This is a genomic window from Polaribacter sp. Hel_I_88 (assembly GCF_000687935.1).
Lineage (GTDB): Bacteria > Bacteroidota > Bacteroidia > Flavobacteriales > Flavobacteriaceae > Polaribacter.
On record NZ_JHZZ01000001.1, the window covers coordinates 2,267,603 to 2,290,986 of the forward strand.

Here is a 23,384-nt window from a genome sequence, read left to right on the forward strand (position 1 = left end):
TTATAGGTCGTCCTTTTTTTATTTATGACTTTTAAAAAGAGTGTTTAGTGTTTTACATAAACTAAATAAAAAGATATTTTAAAGACTTATCATGTCAAGTTTATTCTTTTACCATTTTTTTGTTCCTCAACAATTATTCTATCAATTTCAAAAAAGGAAAAAATCATAGTTTGGTTTATAAAAAGAATAATTTTACTTTTTACAGATTGTAATTAGTTTGCAATTTGTGAGTAAAAATGTTTGTTTATAGGTGTTTTTTTTGCTGTTATATAATTAAATTTGAGTCTAATTTTATCAATTCACGTGCAAAATCAATGAATAATTTATATGCTTTTGTAAATGAATAATTGTCATCTGTATGTTTAACAGCTATGTTCCTTTTTACCATAGTAGAACCAACTAACCTTTTGATACTATCTGCATCATTCAATTGCTTGTTTGATTTTACAATATCAGTCCAAGAACTGTTTTTTATGTAATCGACAATTTCATCAATGTGAAAGTCCGAAAACCCTAATTCATCCATAAAATTCTTTCCATCTTTGTCTAGTTCATAGCAGAAGATTGAGAAGAATATGCTTATGTCACGAGAAGTGTTTTCATTTGTTACTTCTGAAATTAAATAATAAAATTCTTGAGTGTTCTTTAATTCAAAACCAAACGATTTATCAAAAAATTCAGCATAGAAATCTTGATTCTCCTTTACGATATCAAAGTAAGATTCGTCAATGGTAATAAATCTTCCATCCATTAAAGATGTAACTATTTGTTTGTGTTTATTCGGATACATTTTCTTTTTTAGTGATTTTAAGTTTTGGCATTATCAACTCTCCTTGTTCTGTTTTAAACGAAATATTTCGGTTCTCTTTGTCCTGTTGTATTTCATAATCTTCTTCAAAGATTAAACTGGTAACCATAAAATAGTTATCAAAATCAAAGTTTTTGTTTTCGTTTTCCAATGATGTTTTACACCAAGTAAAAAAGTCGTCAACAGGAAGTTTTGAGTTTAGCTGAGATTTATATTCACTTTTATTGAAAATCCATTGTTCTGCAATATCAGTTTTTTCTTCAATAAATACGTCTTCTTCATTTTTAAATTGGTCAAAATACTCTTTTGTGTTTTCGTAAATAAACGGATTATAGAGATTATCTCTTTTTGTATTAAAAAGCTTTGGTGGTTTAATTTCTTTATAGCAATTTCCGTTTGTTAAGTATAAGTGAAAACCTTGTAAATATTCACTTTCTGTTCTAATTCTATCAATAAGTGGTAAAAGTTCATTTGTTAATATATTAGATTGTTTAGAGATATCTTTCTCTATTTGCCTCAACAAATTATAAAGTTTTTCGAACTGTCTTCTTATACTTTCGTCTGTGTAATCAAAACGTTTGTTATTTGAAAATTGAGAGATACTCAATAATTCATTATATATTGATTGAGAATGGTTAACATCTAAAATATTATTTAATGGAATAATATAATTATCAATTAAATATCTCGCTTTTTGGACTTTCTCTTGATATTCTATTTTTCGAGTATTTGCTTTTAGTTCTCTACTTTCATTTAAAAGGCTTATTGTATTATTTGTTACTGCATTTTTAAACTGATTTATTTCCTTGGAAAGGGCTTCTATTCTAGCCAAAAGAAGATTTTTATCGTTACTTTCTTTTTTGATTTCAAGAAATAATGTTCTTATAGATTGCCCGAATTTTTCAATCTCTTCTGGAAGTAAAGGTTTGAATTGTTGAAGAACAAACTCAAACAAAACGAAATAAGGTTCATTAATGACATAATCGTCATTTTGTTCAACAAGTAATTTGTGTTCAAAAAGTTGGTTTTCAATATCACTTCTAAATTCTTTAAGTGCATCAGAAACTTGACTTTTTAAGATAATTTCATTCTTAACTTGTATGTCAAAGAGTTGCCTTAACAAGTCAAAATGAGTTGCCAAAAATTGTAATATAGTTTTCGGTTCTGACTTAAACATTGATTAAAATTTCTTGTTCTAAAAATCTATTTGTACGAGCAACTTGTTCTCTAATTTGAATAACGATTGAATCTTTTGAGTTTTTAACGGTATTACTCATTTTTGCTTTGTTTCCTTTTAAAGATGCAGAATGTTTATCGAAAAGTTCATTGTAATTGGATGGCAAATACAATTGAGCGTTAGTAAAAACTTCTTTTATTCGCAAATATTCATCAAGTCCATTAAAGTCAAAATCAACAAAAACTAAAACTTCCTTTGCACTAATTTTCGAAATAGATTCCTTTCCGATTCTACCATATTTATGTATAAACAAATACTTGTTACCTAAGAGTTTTTCTGCATTTAAAAAAGTTTCTAAATTTTCAACAAAACAAATGTTATCTGCAATAATTGAATCTAGAATTACAGAAAATAAACCAAAATCAAGAGTCTGTTTTTTAATATCTACAAGTCGATTATTTATCTGAACAGATTTAAAACCTCTTAACAAGAATATTGGGTTATTGTCAATTTTTGTTGCTTTTGAGTTTCTATATTTTTTAATATTTCCAGATTTGCTTTTACTAACGTTTTGTTCAGGAAAAGATGTATTAAAAAATTTTTCAAATTCATTTTCTTTAGAAACTATAATTTTGAAACCTCTACCAAGTTTTAGTGTTTCTAAAATTTCCGCACGAAGCAAGTTTTGAAAAATATCGGATTTTAAAACGCTTTTAGGAATTGCCGATTTTGAAACCGATTTACTCTCAAATAATAATTTATATGTTTTGAAGTCAACTTCTCTCATTACGCTTCAATTGGTTTTCTTAATATAACATTTCCATTCTTCTCGCTAACTACGATTTTACCTTTGTTTCTTCTGACTAGATAGTATTTGTCAAAACCATCATAAGGATGAAGTGGTGCAGCTGAAATCGGTATAAAATTATGTTCTTTGCAGAAGTTTAATATTTCAATTCTGTTTGCTTCGTCAATAGTTCCTATTTCGTCAACAAATAGAACAATTTTGTTTTCATCATCTTTTACAACTATTTGATTAATAATAGACATAATTAGAACCAAACGAATCATTTTATCTGTTCCATCAGATTCTATTTGATTTTTTAGGTCTACAACTTTGTGTTGTCCTTTTTTATGTAAATGAAGTTTGATGTCAAATAAATCATTAAATGTAATTGAGGTTTGATTATCTAAATATTTATTGAGTGTGTTTAAATTTTCTGATTGGTCATCAAAAATTAGCTCTGACGTTAAATCTCTAATTTGAATGATTTTATTTATATCCTTAATAAGTTTCTCGTTTTCTACAATTTCAATCTTTAAGGTATCGATATCGGATATTTTTATTTTCTTAATTTTCGAATTGAATTGATTTGTAATGAATGAATTAAATTCTTCAAATCTTGAATAAATAGTACGACAAGGATTTGCAAATTGAGTAGATATATTTTTAAGCAAACCATCAATTGCCTTTTGTTTGTCTTCTAAAGTTACAAGTTCAGATTCTATATATTTTATAAACTCTCTTTCGTCAGCTTCAACTCTCTCTGTTTTATCTTTTAATTTATCAAAAAGCCTATTCTTGTCATATTTAATCCGTTCTCGTTCTAGATGATTCCTTTTTATATTTGAGTATATATTATCTAAAGAATCGGTTGATTGATACTCTACTGGTTTAATGCCAAATAATTCTAGTTCTACTTTCCATTTTTGGATATTTTCAACCCTATTCTCTTTTGTTAGAATATCTTTAGTTAGTTGTTCGATAGTTTCAGAAACTTTTCTGATTTCTTCCTCAATTAACTTGGTCTCCTTAGTTGATTGTTCCTTTTGCTCTAATAAGGTTTTGAAATCTACATTTAATGTTTCAAGTGTTTTTTCTAAAGTTGGAAGTTGCTGTAATTTTTCAATTTTGATATTTATAATCTTGATTTTGGTGTTTATGTCATCTAGACTTTTACTGTGTTTTTCTAAGTCTTTAGCAATTGGCAAGAGCTTTTCATTGTTTGTCTTTTCTTGCTCTATTTTTTTGATTTTTCCTTTTAATTCTTCAATAGAATCTATCGGTTTTCTTTTTAAATTATTTGGTAATTTGATGGCACCATCAAACAATTTCATTAAATTTTCGACTTGTTTGATTTTTTCTGAAATATTACCAGAAGGCAAACTTGTTATATCTGATGAAAGAATTCTATTTAATAATTCTTTATCCTCTTGGCTATCTGAAATTTGATGAATTAATTGGGCAGAATAGTTTTCAACTTGATTTGTAATTCTCAAAATTGTAGACTCAGCCTTATTAATATTGCTTTCAATTTCTTTACTATTGAGTTTTTGTTTCTCAATTTGAGATATTTGGTATTCTATATCTTTCCTTTCTTTTTCTAAATTTAAAAATGATTGATTTAAGAATTCTAAACTTTCATAAGATTTAATTTCCGCAACCACTTTTACCTTATCTTGTATGTCTTTTTGTTTAAGACTTATCTCAATTTTTAATCCACCTACTTTTTCAAAAACTAATTTTAATTTAGGGTTTAAGCTTTCGTTTAATTCGAGTGTATTTTCATTTTTTTTAATTTTCATTTTAGAAACGGAAGTACCAAGCTCAGAGTATAAAGAAGAATATTGTTGATTAAACGCAAAAATTAATTCAGATAGAATTACACTTTTCCCTTTGTATTGATTTACCAATTCTTTGAAATCAACAAAACCACGTTGAATGCTCTTGATAACTTTTATATCTCGATTATGCTTCAATAAAGTTTGAATGTCTTTTTGATTTTTCTTTGAAAAAGAAACACTCTCATTTTCTTTGTTATCTGCTATAATTAAAGATTCTTTAAGTGAATCGTTGTTTATTAATTTTGAGTTTATTAAGTATTTATAAATTTTAGAAAAATTATTGCTAATTCCACGTCCATCTTGATTTACACTTTGGTTTAACCAAACAACTGCGCTGTTTCTTTTTCCTTTTTGGTAAACAAAATTAAAAACCTCTGAACGTTTAGAGAACTTCTTGTGATCAATACCATTGGTAGTAAATTCAGATAGAATTGAGTCAAATTTTCTTATTTTTTGACCACTATTGGTTTCTGTAAAATAAAGTTCCTCTTTGTACTCGCTGTCAATTTTATAGTAATCTAGATTGCCTTCGGCATTTTTCTTTACTAAAATAGAGTAGTAGCGATTTTTGAAGATTTCAAAGATTATAAAGCTAGAGTTTATTGAAGGGAAATAATGGTTGAAAGTAGTTTTGTCTCCTGTTCGATTTCCACTAAAAGTCATTTCTCTTCCGTCTATTATAAATAGAAAGTTTAGAGCGTAAATCAGCGTACTTTTTCCGATGTTGTTGGGTCCTACAATTTGAAGGGAATTACAATTGTCAAGTTCTATGTCCGCTTTTGAGTATATGTCAGAGTTTAATATTATTAATCTTTTAAGCATTTTACAATTTTTCACTAATTTAGGATAATAATTTTAAAAGTAAAATCAAAAACCAAATAACTTAAAAAAATCCGTTTATTTTAGTAATTCAAAATAAGCAGAACAAAAACCAATAAATAAAAGTTTTAATTATTTATTGTTAACAAGTTTAAATTTTTAAAAACAAAAATATTTCACTTTTAATAATTGCCATTTTCCTTAATTTTTAAAATTTCCTCAACAATCTTTTCCATTTCTTTTTGCCTAAAGGCAAACCAAGCCTCTCTATACACAGAACTTTCAACTTCATCTTTAAAATTTCTAAAAGGTTTTCTTTTTTGTAGCATATTTTCTAATCTATTTTTGAAAATTTTATCAGAAATTTCATCAACAAAATTCTCCATAATCTTAAACGATTCAAAGCTTTCTAAAACAGGAATTCTTATGTAATCTTTTTTATGATTTTTAATTTTATTGATGGTTTCTTGAAAGAATTCCATAAATTCTTCATCCTCATCATTTTCTAAAGATTGAGGAATTGTGATGAGTTCATTTGTTTTGGGATTGTAATAACAATTTTCCCCACATTCTAAATGACTTGCAATTTCCTTTATTATGTTGGTTTTTGAGTTTTCCATTTTAGTAAAATAGTAATGCGTTTAAAGAATTATAAATTTAGAGAATTATATTAACATTCGTACTAATTAAAAAAGTTTCAAATTTAAATAACATTTGTATAACAGTCTGTTATTTCTTAATTTTGTAAAAATATTATAATTTATGAAAACGCAAACTGCATTTAGAATAGACGAAGTTTTATTAGAAATGATAAAAGAAAAAGCAAAAAGTACAAATAGGAGCTTAAATAATTATGTAGAGTATTTATTATATCAAGATGTTGGAAAAATACCAAATGAAAAAACAGTTAAAGCGCTAAAAGAAGTAGAAAGTGATAAAGAGTTAACAACTATAAAAAATCTTAAAAAATATAAAGAATCATTATTGAAAGCGAATCAATAATGTACATTTTAAAAGAGTCAACTCAATTTAAGAAAGACCTTAAAAAGCTTTTGAAAAAAAGCAAAGCAGATTTAGAAATCACTTTTGAAGTTTTAGAGATTTTACAAATTAGTGGAGCTGTTGGTATTCCAAAAGAAATGAAACCTCATAAACTGAAAGGAACTTACAAAAATAATTGGGAGTGCCATATAAAACCAGATTTGCTAATTATTTGGTTTCAAATTGAAGAAAATTTTACCATTAAATTAGTAAGAATTGGTACTCATTCAGAATTATTTAGATAAATAAATAGTTACGATTCTTTAGATATTTAACCAAAAAACTACCATTAAGAATCAACAGGAAACATAACAATGGATTAAAAATTCAGAGGAATCATTAACAAATTGTTGATTCTTTTATCATTTTTAAGAATAAAATTTAAAAACAAAAAAAAACCGTTTTAATATACTGAACAAATTTCAGTAAATTAAAACGGTTTCAAATTATAAAAGTATCAATCAACTTAAAATTACAGCTGATAAAATAATTTATCTGTAGGTATTGCCTACTACATATAATCTTCTATTGGGTTACAAGAACAAATTAAGTTTCTGTCTCCAAAAGCGTCATCTACTCTTCTAACAGTTGGCCAAAACTTATTGTCAGCAATATATTCTAGAGGAAATGCTGCTTGTTTTCTTGTGTATGGTAAAATCCATTCATCAGCAGTTAGCATTTCTTGAGTATGAGGTGCGTTTTTTAACGGGTTATTTTCATTCTCGATCGTTGCATTTTTAATTTCTTCACGGATGGCAATCATGGCATCACAAAAACGATCTAATTCATTAATAGATTCAGATTCTGTAGGCTCTATCATCATAGTTCCATTTACAGGAAATGAAACAGTTGGTGCGTGAAAACCATAATCCATTAAACGTTTTGCGATGTCTACAACTTCAATTCCGTTGTTTTTGAAATCTCTACAATCAATAATCATTTCGTGAGCAGCACGTCCTTTTTCTCCAGTATACAACGTATCATAATGTCCATTTAAACGCTCTTTAATATAATTTGCGTTTAAAATTGCCATTTTAGTAGCATTGGTTAAGCCTCTAAAACCTAACATAGTTATGTAGCCATAAGAAATTAAACACGCTAATGCAGAACCCCAAGGAGCTGCAGAAATTGCAGTAATTGCTTGTTTCCCTCCGATTTTTATAATAGGATTTGTTGGTAAAAAAGGCACTAATTGTGGAGCTACACAAATAGGACCCACTCCAGGACCTCCTCCTCCATGAGGAATTGCGAAAGTTTTGTGTAAGTTTAAGTGACAAACATCTGCGCCAATTGTAGCAGGATTTGTTAAGCCAACTTGCGCATTCATGTTAGCACCATCCATATAAACTTGTCCTCCATGATCGTGAATCAGTTTTGTAATATCTTGAATTTCACTTTCAAAAACGCCATGAGTAGAAGGATACGTTACCATTAACGCAGCCAAATTATCTGAATGTTTTTCTACTTTTTCACGTAAATCATCTAAATCGATATTTCCGTTTTCGGCAGTTTTGGTTACAATTACTTTCATGCCAGCCATTACTGCAGAAGCAGGATTGGTACCATGAGCAGAAGCAGGAATAATACAAATATTTCTATGAGAATCGTTTCTTGATAAATGGTAAGCTCTAATCGTCATTAAACCAGCAAACTCACCTTGTGCACCAGAATTTGGTTGCAAAGAGGTACCAGCAAAACCAGTAACAATATTTAATTGATGTTCTAATTTCTTTAAAACTTCTTGATATCCTTCAGCTTGATTTAAGGGCACAAAAGGGTGAATATTTCCCCATTGAGGATTGCTCAGAGGCAACATTTCAGAAGCAGCATTAAGTTTCATTGTACATGAACCTAAAGAAATCATAGAATGATTCAACGCTAAATCTTTGCGCTCTAATTTCTTAATGTAACGCATCATATCTGTTTCAGATTGATACGTATTAAAAATTTCATTTTCTAAAAATGGTGTATTTCTTGCAACTGTATCAGCAATAACTTCAAAATTTGAATGGAAAGGTTTTTCAGTTAAAATTTGAGAAAAACTACCACTAAAATCATCATTTAAAGGATTTGGACGCGGTTTTAACTGACCAAAAATGGTAAATAATTGCATTAAATCTTTTTGGGTAGTAGCTTCGTTTATAGAAACCGACACCAAACTATCAGAAATATAATTAAAGTTTACTTTAAAAGACTCTGCAATAGGCTTTAATCTTAAGGCATCAATTTCTATTAAAAGAGTATCAAAATAAGAGGAGTTTAATTGCTTAAAACCAGCTTTGTCTAAATAATCTGCTACTAATTTTGTTTTATTGTGTACAGAATCTGCAATAAATTGAATTCCGTTTTTTCCATGAAAAACAGCATACATTCCAGCCATTACTGCTAGTAAAACTTGTGCAGTACAAATGTTACTGGTTGCTCTTTCACGTTTAATATGTTGTTCTCTGGTTTGCAATGCCATTCTTAAAGCACGCTTTCCATTCATATCTTTGGTAACACCAATAATTCGTCCAGGAATGCTTCTTTTATAAGCGTCTTTAGTCGCAAAAAATGCTGCATGAGGGCCTCCATATCCTAAAGGAATTCCAAAACGCTGTGTAGTTCCAACAACTACAGAAGCACCAAATTCTCCTGGGGCTTTTAATTTTACCAATGATAAAATATCTGCAGCAACTGCTACTTTAATATCGTTTTTATTTGCTTTGGCTACAAAACCTTCATAGTCATAAATTTGTCCTAGCTTACCTGGATATTGTAAAATAGCACCAAAATAATCATCCCCAAAATCAAAATCTTCATGATTTCCAATCACTAATTCAATACCAATAGGTGTAGAACGTGTTTGTAAAAGAGATAAGGTTTGTGGTAGAATTTCATCAGAAACAAAAAACTTATTTGCGCCAGTTTTTTTCTTTCCACGCTCTCTAACATCAAACAATAAAGCCATAGCTTCAGCTGCAGCAGTACTTTCATCTAACAAAGATGCGTTTGCAAGTTCCATTCCTGTTAAATCGCAAATCATAGTTTGGTAATTTAACAACGCTTCTAAACGTCCTTGTGCAATTTCTGCTTGGTAAGGAGTATACGCTGTATACCAACCTGGATTTTCTAAAATATTTCTTTGAATTACACTGGGTACAATTGCTTCATGATAGCCCAAACCAATGTAACTTTTAAAAACTTTATTTTTATTAGCTAACGCATTAATATGTTGTAAATATTCATATTCACTCATTGCTGGATCCAAATCTAAATCGTTTTTTAAACGGATGTTATCTGGAACAGTTTCATTAATTAATTGCTCTAAACTATCGGCTTTAATAGTCTGTAACATTTTTTCTTGCTCCTTTTTACTTGGGCCAATATGTCTTAACTGAAACGAATTTGTATTCATTAAATAAAGTTTTAAATAATTATAATTCAATCGTTTTCGGTTTTAAAAATCCTTTTAGATTCTACCGAAATTTAATTTTGCAAAAATAGTCATTCTTTGTCTTAAAAATTGCCTAAAAAGGGGTGTTGTAGATTTAATTATTAACTATATAGAATAATTATAAACAAAAAGTTATTTTTGTGAGATGAAGTTTCTTAAAAAGGTTTTTAATTTTTATATCAATGCAAGTATTCATGTTGCTTTGGCTGTTTTTGCCTTTTTAAAAATTACAGAAATTTATTTTGAGTTGCCAAGTAATTACAATCTTAATTATTTTATTTTTTTCGGAACTATTACAGGGTATAATTTTGTAAAATATGCAGGTGTTGCAAAATTGCATCATAAAAGTTTAACAGATAGCTTAAAAATAATTCAAGTTTTTTCGTTTTTCTGTTTTTTAGCCATGTGTTATTTCGCTTTTCAAATTCCAATAAAAACACTCTATTTTACGATACCTTTTATGGTCTTAACTTTTTTGTATGCAGTTCCTTTTTTAAGCGGATTCGAAAAAACTTTAAGAGAAATCGGGTATTTGAAAATTATAGTGGTTGCCTTAGTTTGGGCAGGTTTTACAGTGTTAGTTCCTTTGGTTGATGCTGAGCAAGTAATTACGATAAAGGCTGTTTTGCTAATACTACAGCGTTTTTTAATTGTGGTCGTTTTAATTTTACCTTTCGAAATTAGAGACGTGAAATTCGATGCTATTTCATTACAAACGGTTCCTAAGCAAATTGGTTTGGCAAAAACTAAAAAATTAGGATTAACTTTATTGGTAATCTCTTTGGTTTTAGAGCATTTATCATCAGAAACAAACCTGTTAATTATGCCATTTATGGGCTTTTTCTTTTTGTTGATTTTATTGTTGATGAGAGCCGAAATCAATCAATCTAAATATTATAGTTCTTTTTGGGTGGAAGCTTTGCCCATAGTTTGGTGGCTTATTCTTTTAGGATTTGATAATATTTAACAACAATCAACTACAATATTATAAACTTTTTAAATATAGTTATCAAATTAAATTGATATCATAAAACTGTAGCCAAACTTCTTAAATCCCTTCTATATTTGTAGCTTTACACACTTAAATTCAACCAAGAATTATAGCAATGATTACTACAAAAAGAAATTATGTTTTCGATTTTGATAGCACTTTAACACGAGTAGAGGCTTTAGATGTTTTAGCGGAAATCACCCTAAAAAACAATCCTAAAAAAGAGGAAATTATTCGAGAAATTATTGACATTACCAATTTAGGCATCGATGGCGAAATCTCTTTTACAGAATCTTTAGAAAGAAGAATTAAATTACTAAATGCAAACAAAGCTGATTTATCAAAGTTAGTTTCAGACTTAAAAATGCAAGTGTCTGCATCCATAGAAAGAAATAAAGAATTTTTTCAGTTGTATGCAGATGATATTTATGTAATTTCCTGCGGATTTAAAGAGTTTATAGATCCGATTGTAAAAGAGTACAACATTCCATCTGAAAGGGTTTTTGCCAATACTTTTGAGTTTGCTTCAGATGGTAAAATTATTGGTTTTGATGCTGATAATCCACTTTCTCAACACAATGGAAAAATCAAGTGTTTAAAAGACATGCAACTTGATGGAGAAATACAAGTAATTGGCGATGGTTACAGCGATTATGTAACGCGTGAAGCTGGTGTTGCAGACAAGTTTTTTGCCTATACAGAAAACGTTTCCAGAAACAAAACAACAGAAAAAGCAGACCATATTGCCCCAAATTTAGACGAATTTTTATACATAAACGATTTGACACGAAATATCTCTTATCCGAAAAATAGAATTAAAATATTATTATTAGAAAACGTGCATCCAGATGCTTTTAAAAAGTTGTCTACAGATGGTTTTTCTGTTGAAACGGTTTCTAAAAGTTTGTCTGAAGACGAATTGATTGAAAAAATAAAAGATGTACATGTTTTAGGAATTCGTTCTAAAACAAATGTTACCAGAAAAGTTATTGAAGCTGCAGAAAGATTAATGGTTGTAAGTGCGTTTTGTATCGGTACCAAACAAATAGATTTAGAAGCGTGTAAAGAAAATGGGGTTGTGGTTTTTAATGCACCTTATAGTAACACACGTTCTGTAGTTGAATTGGCAATTGGCGAAATTATCATGTTAATGCGTTCTGTGTTTCAAAGAAGTACAGAAATTCATAATGGACAATGGCAAAAAACCGCAGATGGTTCTAGAGAAGTTCGTGGTAAAAAACTAGGAATTATTGGCTATGGAAATATTGGTTCGCAACTTTCTATTTTAGCAGAAGCTTTAGGAATGGATGTGTATTATTATGATGTTGAAGATAAATTAGCGCTAGGAAACGCAACAAAAATTGATACATTAGAGGGTTTACTAGCAATTTCTGATGTGGTTACTTTACATATTGATGACAATGCAGCCAATAAAAATTTCTTAGGCGAAAAAGAAATATCTCAAATGAAAGACGGAGCGCATTTGGTGAATTTGGCGCGTGGTTTTGTAGTTGATATTCCTGCTTTGGTAGCAGCTTTAAAAAGCGGAAAAATTGCGGGTGCTGCTATTGATGTATATCCTGAAGAGCCAGCTAAAAATGGCGAATTCCATACAGAATTGCAAGGTTTAGACAATGTTATTTTAACACCTCATGTTGGTGGAAGCACAGAAGAAGCACAAAGAGATATTGCTGATTTTGTGCCTGGAAAAATTATGGCATATATCAATTCTGGTAATACAGTAGATGCTGTAAACTTCCCAAATATTCGTTTGCCAAGATTAGAAAAATCACATCGTTTTTTACATATTCATAAAAATGTGCCAGGAGTTATGGCAAAAATCAATAAGATTTTAGCTAAATACGATTTGAATATTACAGGTCAGTATTTATCTACAGATCCAAAAGTTGGCTATGTAATTACAGATTTAGACAAAGAATATAATAAAGAAGTACTTGATAAATTAAGAAAAGTAGAAGGTACAATTAAATTTAGAGTATTGTATTAGGACATACTTTTTATAAAATGTTAAAACCTCACAAATTTTAAAATTTGTGAGGTTTTCTTTTTTATAAAACTGTTGTAATCTCTTATTACAAAGAGATTGGTTTATAAGTAGCAAAAGCACTTAATTGATGTTTTTGTTTAAATAATGTTTAAGATATTTGTTTTTAAAGAGTAGTTTTTAAAAATTTATAAAATACTCTGTGAATCTCCTTGAAAAACTCAGTGAATCTCTGTGTCAAAAAAATTACAATTTCAATCGCGCTTTCAAATCAATAATATTCTTGTCTTTAATCCCTAAATAACGTCTGCTTCCTAAATACCTGTTTTTATTCATTTCGTCAAAATTAGTTTGATTTTCATCCATAGAAGATACATGCACATTACCAGAAGCATGGATAAATTCCATTTTTTCGTTCCCTAACCAAATACCAACATGCACTACTCTTTGCTTTGTGTTTTCATCGGCTTTGGTTCCGAAAAAAAGTAAATCTCCTTTTTGTAAATCAGCAAAATTCAATTTATTGTCTACAATTTTACCAGCATTTATTTGTTGAGAAGCATCTCTAGGAATTACAAAACCGTTCATTAAATACACCATTTTTGTAAAACCACTACAATCCATTCCTTTGCTCGATGTTCCTCCCCATAAATAAGGAAAACCTTCCATAGATTTCGCTGTTTTTTCTATGTTTTCTTCTGATGAAATTAAATTCATCAACCAAGAATCGTAGTTTACTGCTTCTTCTCTTTTTATAAAACCAGTTCTATTATCAGGATATTCAACTTCAAAAAAGTTGTTGCGATTGCCTATAAATTTTAAAATTCCACCTAAAGAAATATCAGAAATAATAGTAGAATTTTCATTTGGTTCAGCATACACATATCCAAAATTTTTGGTGAAAATTACTTTTTTACGAGTATTCCAAGCATCAAACTCGCCTTTGTTCATTCTATGAATTCCACCTTTATCCACCCAAGAAATATATTTATCAGGTGTTTGAACTCTATAAAAATCGCCATTTTTATCTAATATTTTCAAAGGCATTCCTAGCAAACCTTGTGTGCCTAATTCAGCAGAGTGTTTAGGTTCAGAACGAATGTTTATCACAGAATTATTAGCAAAAGCAAATTTGTTGTTCCCAATAACTGTGTCAGGTAAAATTCTAATTTTGTTAATAAAATCGATATCCAAACTTTTTAAACTATCTAATAATTTTTGATAGCCAATTTTGGAATCGGTTTCTCCACTTACCACAATTTTATCATCATAATAATCTAAATCAATATCATAAATAGCCACTCTTTTATCTGGAGCATATTCTTTTTTAATACTTTCATTTACACCTTTTAAACCTGTTACTAAAAGTGAGTTATTGTTGCAAGACAAATAGGTGAAAGCAACTAGAAGTAGTACATATTTAAATAATTTCATTTTAAACGGAATTTAAATAACTAATAAAGGTTAAAGGTACTAAGATTTACAATGATAATAATTATATGTATCATTCGTTTTTAAAGAAGATGTTAATTAATGTTTGAAGCCAACTTATATGAAACATATAAAATACAAATCGAAATTAAAATTAAGTCCTTGGAGAAAAATTTCATTAGGTTCTTGGAAACCTAAAGGAGATTCTTCTATTTATGCTTTTGAAGATTTTAATGTAGATAAAGTGTTAGAATTTTGTAAACAGCAAAGTATTTCTTTTAGCAGTTTTGTAATTAAAGCGTTGTCATCAACCATCAACCAAAACCATAGAATAAACAGTGTTATTCGTTTTGGGAATATGTATCAAAGAGAAAAAAACACCATTTTTGTGCATACTTTACCCAATGAAATTACAGATGATTTGTCTGGTGTCTTAATTGAAGAAGCATTTACTAAAGATATAAATGAGGTTGATGTTGAATTTAAAAATGAAATAAAAAAAGTTAAAGAAGGAGAAGAAAAACATACTAAATCTAAAAAAAGTTTTAAAATAATACCTGCTATTTTCTCAAAATACGTTTTGAATTTTTTGAGTTTTTTAATGTATTCTTTAAATATTTATTTAAAGATAATTCCTTCTCCTAAAGACCCTTTTGGAAGTGTTATGTTAACTAATATTGGGAGTTTAAATATCCAAAAAGCATTTTGCCCAATTGCACCTTACACAAAAATTCCTATGGTTGTTTCTTTAGGTAGAATAGAGTTGAAACCTATTGTTTTAAATGATAAAATCACAAAAGGTAACATATCAACTTTCGGTTTTACTTTTGATCATAGAATAATGGATGGCATTCATTTTTCTAAATTTATTGAAACATTTCAAAGTTTTTTTATCAATCCAAAATTAATTTTAAAATAGTTTTGCTGATGAAAAATATGGCCTCAGACAATCATTTTTTATTACAATTTTTTGCATCAAGAAATCCAAAATTTGTGTTGCTTAAAATAACCCCAATTTTAATTGGATATTTTTTTGTTTTACTTTATTACGATTTTGTTTTTTATAAAGTTATTTTAACCTTTCTGTTAGGTGTATTAAGTTGGAGTCTTTTTGAATATTTTGTTCATAGAGTTGGTTATCATAAACGAACAAAAAATAAGAAATTACAGTGGTATTTAGATGCAATGCATTTGCATCATCATAATAATTTAAAAGATTATGGAGTATTAAATGCAGGTTTTTTATTGATGTATCCTTTAACGGTTCTCGTTTTAACTTTTGTTTATTTGCTCACAAATAATGTTGCTTTGACAGTAGGTTTTGGTTTGGGAATGACTTTTTATTATCTATTTTACGAATATGTGCATTATCAAATTCATAAAAAATATCACAAAAAAGGATATTTAAATTTGTTGCAGAAATATCATTTGTATCATCATTATAACAATTGGAATAAAAACTTTGGAAACACAACTACAATTTGGGATAAAATATTTAAAACCTATGATATTCGTTATAAGAAACTCATTTTAACAGAAAATCAATTAAAAGATTTAATTCAAAAAGAGTAAATTTTTATCATAAAAGTGTAGTCTAAAAAAGGATTGTTTTATATTTGAGAATAATCCTATTTACTATTGATGAAATTTAAAAGCACCTTAGCATTTGCGCAACAATTAGACAAAGCAGATACACTCGCTCATTTGCGAAATCAGTTTCATATTCCCAAAGATAAAGATGGGAATGATTGGTTGTATTTTACAGGAAACTCATTGGGTTTACAACCAAAATCGACCAAAGAATACATCAGTCAAGAATTAGAAGATTGGGCAAATTTGGGAGTAGAAGGGCATTTTGAAGCGAAAAATCCATGGTTGAATTACCATGAATATTTAACAGCTAAAATGGCAAAAATTGTGGGAGCAAAACCTTTGGAAGTTGTTGTAATGAACACTTTAACAACCAATTTACACTTGCTTATGGTCAGTTTTTACAGACCTACAAAATCAAAATATAAAATTGTAATTGAGTCTGATGCTTTTCCTTCAGATAGATATGCTGTGCAAAGTCAGTTGAAATTTCACGGTTTTTCAAGTGATGATATTATTGAATGGAAACCAAGAAAAGGTGAGGAATTATTAAATATTGAAGACTTAGAAGAAATCGTTTCTACACAAGGAGATGAAATTGCGATGCTATTAATTGGAGGTGTAAATTATTATACGGGTCAGTTTTTAGATATTAAAAAAATTGCAGCAATTGGCCATTCAAAAAACTGTATAGTAGGAATTGATTTAGCTCATGGAGCAGGAAATATTCAGCCAAATTTACACGATTCTAATGTAGATTTTGCAGCTTGGTGCACCTATAAATATTTAAATTCTGGACCTGGAAGTTTGGCAGGATTGTTTGTGCACGAAAAACATTCCAAAAATAAAGACTTACCACGTTTTGCAGGTTGGTGGAATCATAATAAAGAAACGCGCTTTAACATGCGAATGCCTTTTGATGTAATGGAAGGTGCAGAAGGTTGGCAATTGTCAAATCCGCCAATATTATCTATGGCAGCCATCAAAGCGTCTTTAGATTTATTTGATGCCATTGGTTTTGAAAATCTTCGAGAAAAGTCAGAAAAACTAACAAGTTATTTTGAGTTTTTAATCAACGAAATTGGTTCTGATGATATCAAAATTATCACCCCAAAAAATCCAAAAGAAAGAGGTTGCCAATTATCCATTCAAGTAAAAAATGCTGATAAAAGTTTGCATAGAAAATTAACAGAGAACAATATCATTACAGATTGGCGAGAACCAGATGTTATACGTTGTGCTCCTGTACCAATGTATAATTCTTTTACAGATGTTTATAGAATGGTTTCGATTTTAAAAGGACTGTTATAAAATGACAGCTTTTAACAAATTGATTAAAGGAGAAAATATTTTAGTAAAAGTTAAAACTAAAAGCGATATTGGTTTTTGGCAATATCAAATATTTGGGATTTTAAGTATATTTATGGAAAGAGGAAATGATTATTTTATAATTACTGATAAACGAATTTTACTTACTGTAAAAGAAAAAATAAAAGTAAATTTTACTTATAAAGATTTTTCTAAAATAAAAATGAATACAAAAACAGATTTGTTAAGTTTTCAAAATGGGAATAATGAAATAAAAGAAATTTCATTATCAGGTATAAAATTGGAATATGAAGATTACCAATACTTAAAGAATAAGTTAGATTAGTTTGAATAATAAAAAATGGATAAAAAAGAAAGTGTAGATTTCAACAGTGAAAAAGCCCTTCCCTTAGGGAAGGGTTGGGATGGGATTTTAATAATTGGAGCTGGACTTTGTGGTTCACTTTTAGCATTAAGACTAGCCCAAAGAGGTTATAAAGTAGAGGTTTATGAAAGCAGACCAGATTTAAGAAAAGTAGATATTTCTGCTGGAAGATCTATCAATTTAGCATTATCAGATAGAGGTTTAAAAGCTTTGCGTTTATGTGGAATGGAAGAAAAAGCCAGAGAAATCTGCATACCAATGTATGGACGATTAATGCATGATGCAAAAGGAAATACATTTTCTTCAAATTATTCAGGTAGAGAAAATGAATATATCAATTCAATTTCTAGAGGAGATTTAAATGCTATTTTATTAGATGAAGCAGAAAAACATGCAAATGTAAATATTCATTTTAATAAAAAATGTACGAATGTAGATATCGAAAATACAATCGCACATTTTGAGGATTACAAAACCAATCAAGAATTTTCTGTGGATGCCGAAATTATTTTCGGAACTGATGGAGCAGGTTCGTCTTTGAGAAAAAGTTATATTTCTGAACGTAAATTTTTATTTAGTTATTCTCAGAATTATTTAAATCATGGGTATAAAGAATTAGAAATTCCTGCTGATAAAAATGGAAAGCATCAAATAAGTAAAGGGCATTTACATATCTGGCCAAGAGGTGATTTTATGTTAATTGCGCTTCCAAATATGGATGGCAGTTTTACAGTTACCTTATTTTTAAGTTATGATGAAGGTGAATTTAATTTCGAGAATTTAACATCCGAAGAAAAAATAACCGAGTTTTTCGAAAAAGAATTTCCTGATGCTTTGGCTTTAATTCCAAATATCTTAGAGGAGTTTACAAACAACCCAACAGGCCCTTTAGGAACTATAAAATGTTCTCCTTGGTATTATCAAGATAAAACCTTGTTAATGGGCGATTCTTCGCATGCAATTGTCCCTTTTTACGGACAAGGAATGAACGCTTCTTTTGAAGATGTTGTGGTGTTTGATGAGATTTTAAATCAAGAAAAGGGAGATTGGAATGCAGTTTTTAAAGCCTATCAAAAAGCAAGAAAACACGATACAGATGCGATTGCAGATTTAGCGATTGATAACTTTTACGAAATGCGAGATCATGTTGCCAATCCTATTTTTAAAGAAAAAAGAAAGATAGAAATGGATTTAGAAAAGCATTTTCCAAACCAATATTCATCTAAATATTCTTTGGTAACGTTTAATGAACATATTGGTTATAATGAAGCCATGAAAAGAGGTAGAGCACAAGACAAAGCCTTGTTGAATTTAATTTCAGGAGATGAAGTACACACTCATTTGGATATGACAAAAGAAGAGTTGGCTTTAATTTTAGAAAGAGTTATTTTAGAAACAAATACCATTTTAGAGGAAGATAAAATTGCAGGTTTATAGCCCATCCCAACCTTCCCAAAGGGAAGGAGTGAGCATGTTTGTGAAGAAAATAAAACATTTTTTAAGTTGTAAATTTTTTTAAAAAATAAATATTAATAAATAATTCCAATTCCACCCAGATTGGAGTTCTTTCCCAAGCCTGCATTGAGCGCAGTCGAAATGGGAAGGTTAAGATAGGCTATTAGCATGAGTAAAGTAACACCAAGAGGCGCATATCCACATGTAAAAGTTGTGGGAGATTTTATTTTTATATCAGGAACCAGTTCTAGAAGAGCAGATAATTCTATTGCAGGAGTTGAGCTTATTGACGAAATGGGAACGAAATATTTAAATGCAGAAACTCAAACCAGAGAAGTTTTAAAAAACATCGACAAAAATTTACAAACAGTTGGCGCAAGTTTAAAAGATGTAGTTGATGTTTCTTCATTTTTAGTAAATATGAACGATTTTGCAGGCTATAACAAAGCCTATGCAGAATTTTTCGACAAAGAAACTGGACCTACAAGAACCACAGTTGCTGTGCATCAATTACCACATCCAGATTTGGTGGTGGAGATTAAAGTTACGGCTTATAGAAAGAAAGAATAGAGAAAATAGAGACAAGAAACAAGACAGTTTTGTTGTTCTTGAAATTTATGAAACTAAAATTTATGATCAATTTTAATCAACATAAAATAGCATTAAACAAAGACGGATTTTCAATAGTTGAAAAGTGTTTTAACGAAAATGAGTTGAATAAAATTACAGGTTTTATAAAAGAAAATAACTTTAATTTTTCAGAAAGACAACTTTTAAAAAGATATCCTAAACTTCAAGAAATCATTTTTGAAAATGATAATTTTAGAAAGCTATTCAACACTATTTGTGATGAAGGTTACTTTTTATCAAAAGCAATCTATTTTAATAAGCACAGCAAATCGAATTGGTTTGTTAGTTACCATCAGGATTTAAGTATAAGTGTTAAAAACAAAATTGAAACAAAAGATTATCATAGTTGGACAAATAAAAGTGGACAATTAGGAGTAATTCCGCCTTTATATATTTTAGAAAATAGTTATACATTTAGAATTCATTTAGATAAAACTGATGAAACAAATGGAGTTTTAAAGGTAATTTCTAAATCTCACAAAAAAGGAATTGTTAGAGTTGATAATAATTTTGAAGCATTAAAAGAAGGAGAAGAAGTAATTTGTAATATTGATAAAGGAGGAGTAATGTTAATGAAGCCTATGTTATTACATTCTTCTCAAAAATCGATTTCTGAAAAAGATAGAAGAGTTATTCATTTAGAATTTTGCAATCAAGAAATTCCTATGGAATGGCTAGAAAAAAAGTGTTTATCCTAACAATTATGGCAAACAATAAAATTTTAATCATACTATTTTTTCTTAGTAATTCAATTTTTTCCCAACAAAATTGGGACACACAAATTAATGGTACACTTCCTAAAGTTTTAGAAAGCCATAGAGAGTTTGTAAGCATTCCTAATTTGCCAGAAAATGTTTTAAATATGTATAAAAACATTTCTTGGGTTAGAGAAAAGTATAAAAAAGTTGGTTTTAGTTTTCAGAATCTAGAAGCGACTACCTTGCCTGTTTTATTTGCTGAACGAATTGTAAACCCTTCTTTAAAAACAGTGTTGTTTTATTTTCATTTAGATGGACAGCCTGTAAATCCAGATGTTTGGAATCAAAAAGATCCTTTTACACCTGTATTAAAAGCACAAAATAATTCTGGTGAATGGAATTCGATTTCTTGGGATAACATCAACAAAAATATTGATGATGAATGGCGCATTTTTGCAAGAGCAGCAGCCGACGATAAAGCACCAATTGTCATGTTTTTGTCGGCTTTAGAATTATTACAGACAAACAAGCAACAACCAAAGTTTAATATCAAAATAATTTTTGATTTAGAAGAAGAATATGGTTCAAACGCATTTTTATCAACTATAGAAAAGTATCAAGAAACATATGCATCAGATTATATGATTATTATGGATGGTCCAATTCATAACTCGAATAAACCAACGTTAACTTTTGGGTGTAGAGGTATTGCTACTTGTAGTATTACTACTTTTGGTGCTAAATTACCACAGCACAGTGGTCATTATGGAAATTATGTAAACAATCCTGTTTTTACGCTTTCTAAACTTTTGGCAAGTATGAAATCTGAAAATGGAAAAGTTTTAATAGAAGATTATTATGAGGGAATTACCATTACTGAATCCATAGAAAAAATATTAAACTCTGTTCCAAATGATACAGCTTCATTAAATGCAGCATTAGGAATTTATCAAGCTGAAAAAGTTGGCAAGAATTACCAAGAAGCTTTGCAATATCCTTCTTTAAATATTCGTCAAATAAGGACTTCTTGGAAAGGTGAAGGCCTAAAAACAGTAATCCCAGAATATGCAAAAGCAGATTTAGATATAAGGTTGGTGTTAGAAACGGATGGAGAAAATCAACTGAATAAAATAAAAAAGCATATTGAGAATCAAGGGTTTTTGGTTTTAGACAGCATTCCAATAGATGCAGAACGTTTGCAAAATCCTAAAATAGTTACCTTTAAAAGTAATGCAGGAATTAATGCTTTTAGAACAGCATTAGATTCGCCTTTTGGAGAAAAGTTAAGAAATTCATTAACTACAACTTTTGGAGAAGAACCAGTGAGCATTAGAACAATGGGAGGTACAGTGCCCATAGTTTCTGCAATAAATCAATTAAAAATTCCTGCAATTATTGTGCCTATGGTAAATATGGATAACAATCAACATAGTCCAAATGAAAATATAAGAATTGGTAATATTCGTCAAGGAATTAAAATTTGTTTATCCATTTTAAATACGGATTTAAAGGATTAAATTTTTCAGCTAAATGAACATAAAAAACTACATTAATGGCGAATTTGTAAATCCAATTAAAGGAAATTACCTAGACAATTATAACCCATCAATTGGAAAAATTTACGGACAAATTCCAAACTCAACCAAAGAAGATGTAGTACTTGCACTAGAAGCTGCTGAAAAAGCATTTTCAAAATGGAGTACTACTACTTTAGATGAACGTAGTAAAATCTTCTCAAAAATTGCCGATTTAATTTTAGAAAAGTTAGATTTTTTAGCAGCAGCAGAATCAAAAGATAATGGCAAACCAATTAGTTTAGCTAAAGCTGTTGATATTCCAAGAGCAGCAAGTAATTTTCAGTTTTTTGCGAATGCCATTACACAGTTTTCATCAGAAGCGCACGAAAGTGTGGGATTAAATGCGATAAATTTTACGTTACGTCAACCACTAGGAGTTGTCGGTTGTATTTCTCCTTGGAATTTACCTTTATATTTATTTACTTGGAAAATAGCACCAGCTATAGCTGCAGGCAATTGTGTGATTGCAAAACCAAGCGAAGTTACACCAATGACAGCTTATTTATTGGGTGAAATTTGCACAGAAGCTGGTTTACCAAAAGGTGTTTTAAATATTGTACATGGCTTGGGAACATCAACAGGACAAGCTATTGTTGCCCATCCAAAAATTAAAGCAATTTCTTTTACTGGTGGCACAAAAACGGGTGCGCATATTGCCAGTATTGCTGCACCAATGTTTAAAAAATTATCATTAGAATTAGGAGGAAAAAACCCAAATATCATTTTTGCGGATTGTGATTATGACAAAATGTTAGAAACCACAGTCAGATCTTCATTTACAAATCAAGGGCAAATTTGTTTGTGTGGAAGTAGAATTTTTGTTGAAGAAACTATTTATGAAAAGTTCAAAAAAGAATTCATCAAAAAAGTATCTGAATTAAAAGTAGGAAATCCATCAGAAAAAAATACAAATATTGGAGCATTAGTATCACATCAACATTTAGAAAAAGTAAAAAGTTATATTGATATTGCAGAAAAAGAAGGCGGAAAAATACTTTTTGGAGGTGACAGCGTCACTGTCAAGAATTGCGAAAATGGTTATTATTTACAACCAACAATTATAGAAGTTCAAAATAATAAGTGTAAATTGAATCAAGAAGAAATTTTTGGGCCAGTTGTTACAATGATGTCTTTTAAAAATGATAAAGAAGCCTTAGCTTTAGCCAATGAATCAAAATATGGCTTGTCAGCAACTTTATGGACTAATAATTTAAACAGAACTATGCAATTTGCTAAACAACTACAAACAGGCATTGTTTGGGTAAACACTTGGATGTTAAGAGATTTAAGAACGCCTTTTGGTGGGGCAAAAGATTCTGGAGTTGGCAGAGAAGGTGGTTTTGAAGCGTTGCGTTTTTTTACGGAACCAAAAAACATTTGTATAAAATATTAAAAGATTGATTATAGT

General features: G+C 29.2%; 20 protein-coding genes. 13 read left to right on the top strand and 7 right to left on the bottom strand.

The annotated features are described in order from the left end of the window. Positions 1-265: 265 nt before the first annotated feature. From P161_RS0110190 to P161_RS0110210, 5 genes are all read right to left on the bottom strand, one after another. Positions 266-790 (bottom strand): hypothetical protein, encoded by a 525-nt coding sequence (locus tag P161_RS0110190; protein WP_026776893.1) that lies wholly within the window; start codon positions 788-790, stop codon positions 266-268. Further along, on the bottom strand, positions 777-1,985 hold the full coding sequence (locus tag P161_RS0110195; protein ID WP_026776894.1) for a hypothetical protein: 1,209 nt from the start codon (positions 1,983-1,985) through the stop codon (positions 777-779). Before P161_RS0110195 ends, P161_RS0110190 begins: the two co-directional genes overlap by 14 nt. Next, a complete protein-coding gene (locus P161_RS0110200; protein WP_026776895.1) occupies positions 1,978-2,772 on the bottom strand; it encodes a hypothetical protein in 795 nt (264 codons plus the stop codon). The genes P161_RS0110195 and P161_RS0110200 overlap by 8 nt, the downstream gene beginning before the upstream one ends. Further along, the gene (locus P161_RS0110205) at positions 2,772-5,432 is read right to left on the bottom strand and encodes an ATP-binding protein (RefSeq protein ID WP_155810456.1); all 2,661 of its coding nucleotides are present in this window, start codon (positions 5,430-5,432) and stop codon (positions 2,772-2,774) included. Before P161_RS0110205 ends, P161_RS0110200 begins: the two co-directional genes overlap by 1 nt. A gap of 179 nt (positions 5,433-5,611) precedes the next feature. Continuing rightward, positions 5,612-6,049, bottom strand: a complete 438-nt coding sequence (locus P161_RS0110210) for a UPF0158 family protein (RefSeq protein WP_026776897.1) — start codon at positions 6,047-6,049, stop codon at positions 5,612-5,614. Between the two features lie 142 nt (positions 6,050-6,191). Here P161_RS0110210 and P161_RS0110215 point away from each other — a divergent pair, with 142 nt between their 5' ends. Next, entirely contained in the window at positions 6,192-6,431 is a 240-nt protein-coding gene (locus tag P161_RS0110215; RefSeq protein ID WP_026776898.1) for a hypothetical protein, read from the top strand. Beyond that, entirely contained in the window at positions 6,431-6,715 is a 285-nt protein-coding gene (locus P161_RS0110220; RefSeq protein WP_026776899.1) for a type II toxin-antitoxin system YafQ family toxin, read from the top strand. Before P161_RS0110215 ends, P161_RS0110220 begins: the two co-directional genes overlap by 1 nt. 266 nt (positions 6,716-6,981) lie before the next feature. Here the strand turns inward: P161_RS0110220 and gcvP are convergent, their stop codons facing one another. Next, a complete protein-coding gene (gene gcvP, locus P161_RS0110225; protein ID WP_026776900.1) occupies positions 6,982-9,867 on the bottom strand; it encodes an aminomethyl-transferring glycine dehydrogenase in 2,886 nt (961 codons plus the stop codon). 184 nt (positions 9,868-10,051) lie between these two features. Between gcvP and P161_RS0110230 the strand changes: the two genes are divergently transcribed. Then, positions 10,052-10,873 (top strand): membrane protein, encoded by an 822-nt coding sequence (locus P161_RS0110230; RefSeq protein WP_026776901.1) that lies wholly within the window; start codon positions 10,052-10,054, stop codon positions 10,871-10,873. 139 nt (positions 10,874-11,012) lie between these two features. Beyond that, complete coding sequence (gene serA, locus P161_RS0110235) at positions 11,013-12,905, top strand: phosphoglycerate dehydrogenase (RefSeq protein WP_026776902.1); 1,893 nt, start codon at positions 11,013-11,015, stop codon at positions 12,903-12,905. 243 nt (positions 12,906-13,148) lie between these two features. Here serA and P161_RS0110240 read toward each other — a convergent pair whose 3' ends face one another. Then, on the bottom strand, positions 13,149-14,336 hold the full coding sequence (locus tag P161_RS0110240) for a C40 family peptidase (protein WP_026776903.1): 1,188 nt from the start codon (positions 14,334-14,336) through the stop codon (positions 13,149-13,151). A gap of 118 nt (positions 14,337-14,454) precedes the next feature. Between P161_RS0110240 and P161_RS0110245 the strand changes: the two genes are divergently transcribed. From P161_RS0110245 to P161_RS0110285, 9 genes are all read left to right on the top strand, one after another. Next, positions 14,455-15,252, top strand: a complete 798-nt coding sequence (locus tag P161_RS0110245; protein ID WP_026776904.1) for a 2-oxo acid dehydrogenase subunit E2 — start codon at positions 14,455-14,457, stop codon at positions 15,250-15,252. A gap of 8 nt (positions 15,253-15,260) precedes the next feature. Next, positions 15,261-15,905 carry a sterol desaturase family protein gene (locus P161_RS0110250; RefSeq protein WP_026776905.1) on the top strand — a complete coding sequence of 215 codons (645 nt, stop codon included), beginning with the start codon at positions 15,261-15,263 and terminating at the stop codon, positions 15,903-15,905. Positions 15,906-15,974: 69 nt separating this feature from the next. Then, positions 15,975-17,234, top strand: a complete 1,260-nt coding sequence (kynU, locus tag P161_RS0110255; protein ID WP_026776906.1) for a kynureninase — start codon at positions 15,975-15,977, stop codon at positions 17,232-17,234. Between the two features lies 1 nt (position 17,235). Continuing rightward, entirely contained in the window at positions 17,236-17,577 is a 342-nt protein-coding gene (locus P161_RS0110260) for a hypothetical protein (RefSeq protein ID WP_026776907.1), read from the top strand. 15 nt (positions 17,578-17,592) lie between these two features. Next, positions 17,593-19,053: an NAD(P)/FAD-dependent oxidoreductase gene (locus tag P161_RS0110265; protein WP_051605717.1), complete on the top strand. Its 1,461-nt coding sequence runs from the start codon at positions 17,593-17,595 to the stop codon at positions 19,051-19,053. A gap of 186 nt (positions 19,054-19,239) precedes the next feature. Further along, complete coding sequence (locus tag P161_RS0110270; protein ID WP_197026338.1) at positions 19,240-19,641, top strand: RidA family protein; 402 nt, start codon at positions 19,240-19,242, stop codon at positions 19,639-19,641. A 47-nt stretch (positions 19,642-19,688) separates the two neighbouring features. Continuing rightward, positions 19,689-20,399, top strand: a complete 711-nt coding sequence (locus P161_RS0110275) for a phytanoyl-CoA dioxygenase family protein (protein ID WP_026776910.1) — start codon at positions 19,689-19,691, stop codon at positions 20,397-20,399. Between the two features lie 5 nt (positions 20,400-20,404). Next, positions 20,405-21,916 (top strand): M20/M25/M40 family metallo-hydrolase, encoded by a 1,512-nt coding sequence (locus P161_RS0110280; protein ID WP_026776911.1) that lies wholly within the window; start codon positions 20,405-20,407, stop codon positions 21,914-21,916. A gap of 13 nt (positions 21,917-21,929) precedes the next feature. Beyond that, complete coding sequence (locus P161_RS0110285; protein WP_026776912.1) at positions 21,930-23,369, top strand: aldehyde dehydrogenase; 1,440 nt, start codon at positions 21,930-21,932, stop codon at positions 23,367-23,369. The last annotated feature ends 15 nt before the right edge of the window (positions 23,370-23,384 follow it).

What these genes read in the sequence shown, in the direction of transcription:
- P161_RS0110205 (WP_155810456.1), bottom strand. Translation starts at nt 5,432, where the DNA reads ATGCTTAAAAGATTAATAATATTAAACTCTGACATATACTCAAAAGCG.
- P161_RS0110245 (WP_026776904.1), top strand. Translation starts at nt 14,455, where the DNA reads ATGAAACATATAAAATACAAATCGAAATTAAAATTAAGTCCTTGGAGA.
- P161_RS0110285 (WP_026776912.1), top strand. Translation starts at nt 21,930, where the DNA reads ATGAACATAAAAAACTACATTAATGGCGAATTTGTAAATCCAATTAAA.
- serA (WP_026776902.1), top strand. Translation starts at nt 11,013, where the DNA reads ATGATTACTACAAAAAGAAATTATGTTTTCGATTTTGATAGCACTTTA.
- P161_RS0110200 (WP_026776895.1), bottom strand. Translation starts at nt 2,772, where the DNA reads ATGAGAGAAGTTGACTTCAAAACATATAAATTATTATTTGAGAGTAAA.
- P161_RS0110230 (WP_026776901.1), top strand. Translation starts at nt 10,052, where the DNA reads ATGAAGTTTCTTAAAAAGGTTTTTAATTTTTATATCAATGCAAGTATT.
- kynU (WP_026776906.1), top strand. Translation starts at nt 15,975, where the DNA reads ATGAAATTTAAAAGCACCTTAGCATTTGCGCAACAATTAGACAAAGCA.
- P161_RS0110280 (WP_026776911.1), top strand. Translation starts at nt 20,405, where the DNA reads ATGGCAAACAATAAAATTTTAATCATACTATTTTTTCTTAGTAATTCA.
- P161_RS0110275 (WP_026776910.1), top strand. Translation starts at nt 19,689, where the DNA reads ATGAAACTAAAATTTATGATCAATTTTAATCAACATAAAATAGCATTA.
- P161_RS0110220 (WP_026776899.1), top strand. Translation starts at nt 6,431, where the DNA reads ATGTACATTTTAAAAGAGTCAACTCAATTTAAGAAAGACCTTAAAAAG.
- gcvP (WP_026776900.1), bottom strand. Translation starts at nt 9,867, where the DNA reads ATGAATACAAATTCGTTTCAGTTAAGACATATTGGCCCAAGTAAAAAG.
- P161_RS0110250 (WP_026776905.1), top strand. Translation starts at nt 15,261, where the DNA reads ATGAAAAATATGGCCTCAGACAATCATTTTTTATTACAATTTTTTGCA.
- P161_RS0110195 (WP_026776894.1), bottom strand. Translation starts at nt 1,985, where the DNA reads ATGTTTAAGTCAGAACCGAAAACTATATTACAATTTTTGGCAACTCAT.
- P161_RS0110260 (WP_026776907.1), top strand. Translation starts at nt 17,236, where the DNA reads ATGACAGCTTTTAACAAATTGATTAAAGGAGAAAATATTTTAGTAAAA.
- P161_RS0110190 (WP_026776893.1), bottom strand. Translation starts at nt 790, where the DNA reads ATGTATCCGAATAAACACAAACAAATAGTTACATCTTTAATGGATGGA.
- P161_RS0110215 (WP_026776898.1), top strand. Translation starts at nt 6,192, where the DNA reads ATGAAAACGCAAACTGCATTTAGAATAGACGAAGTTTTATTAGAAATG.
- P161_RS0110270 (WP_197026338.1), top strand. Translation starts at nt 19,240, where the DNA reads ATGAGTAAAGTAACACCAAGAGGCGCATATCCACATGTAAAAGTTGTG.
- P161_RS0110240 (WP_026776903.1), bottom strand. Translation starts at nt 14,336, where the DNA reads ATGAAATTATTTAAATATGTACTACTTCTAGTTGCTTTCACCTATTTG.
- P161_RS0110265 (WP_051605717.1), top strand. Translation starts at nt 17,593, where the DNA reads ATGGATAAAAAAGAAAGTGTAGATTTCAACAGTGAAAAAGCCCTTCCC.
- P161_RS0110210 (WP_026776897.1), bottom strand. Translation starts at nt 6,049, where the DNA reads ATGGAAAACTCAAAAACCAACATAATAAAGGAAATTGCAAGTCATTTA.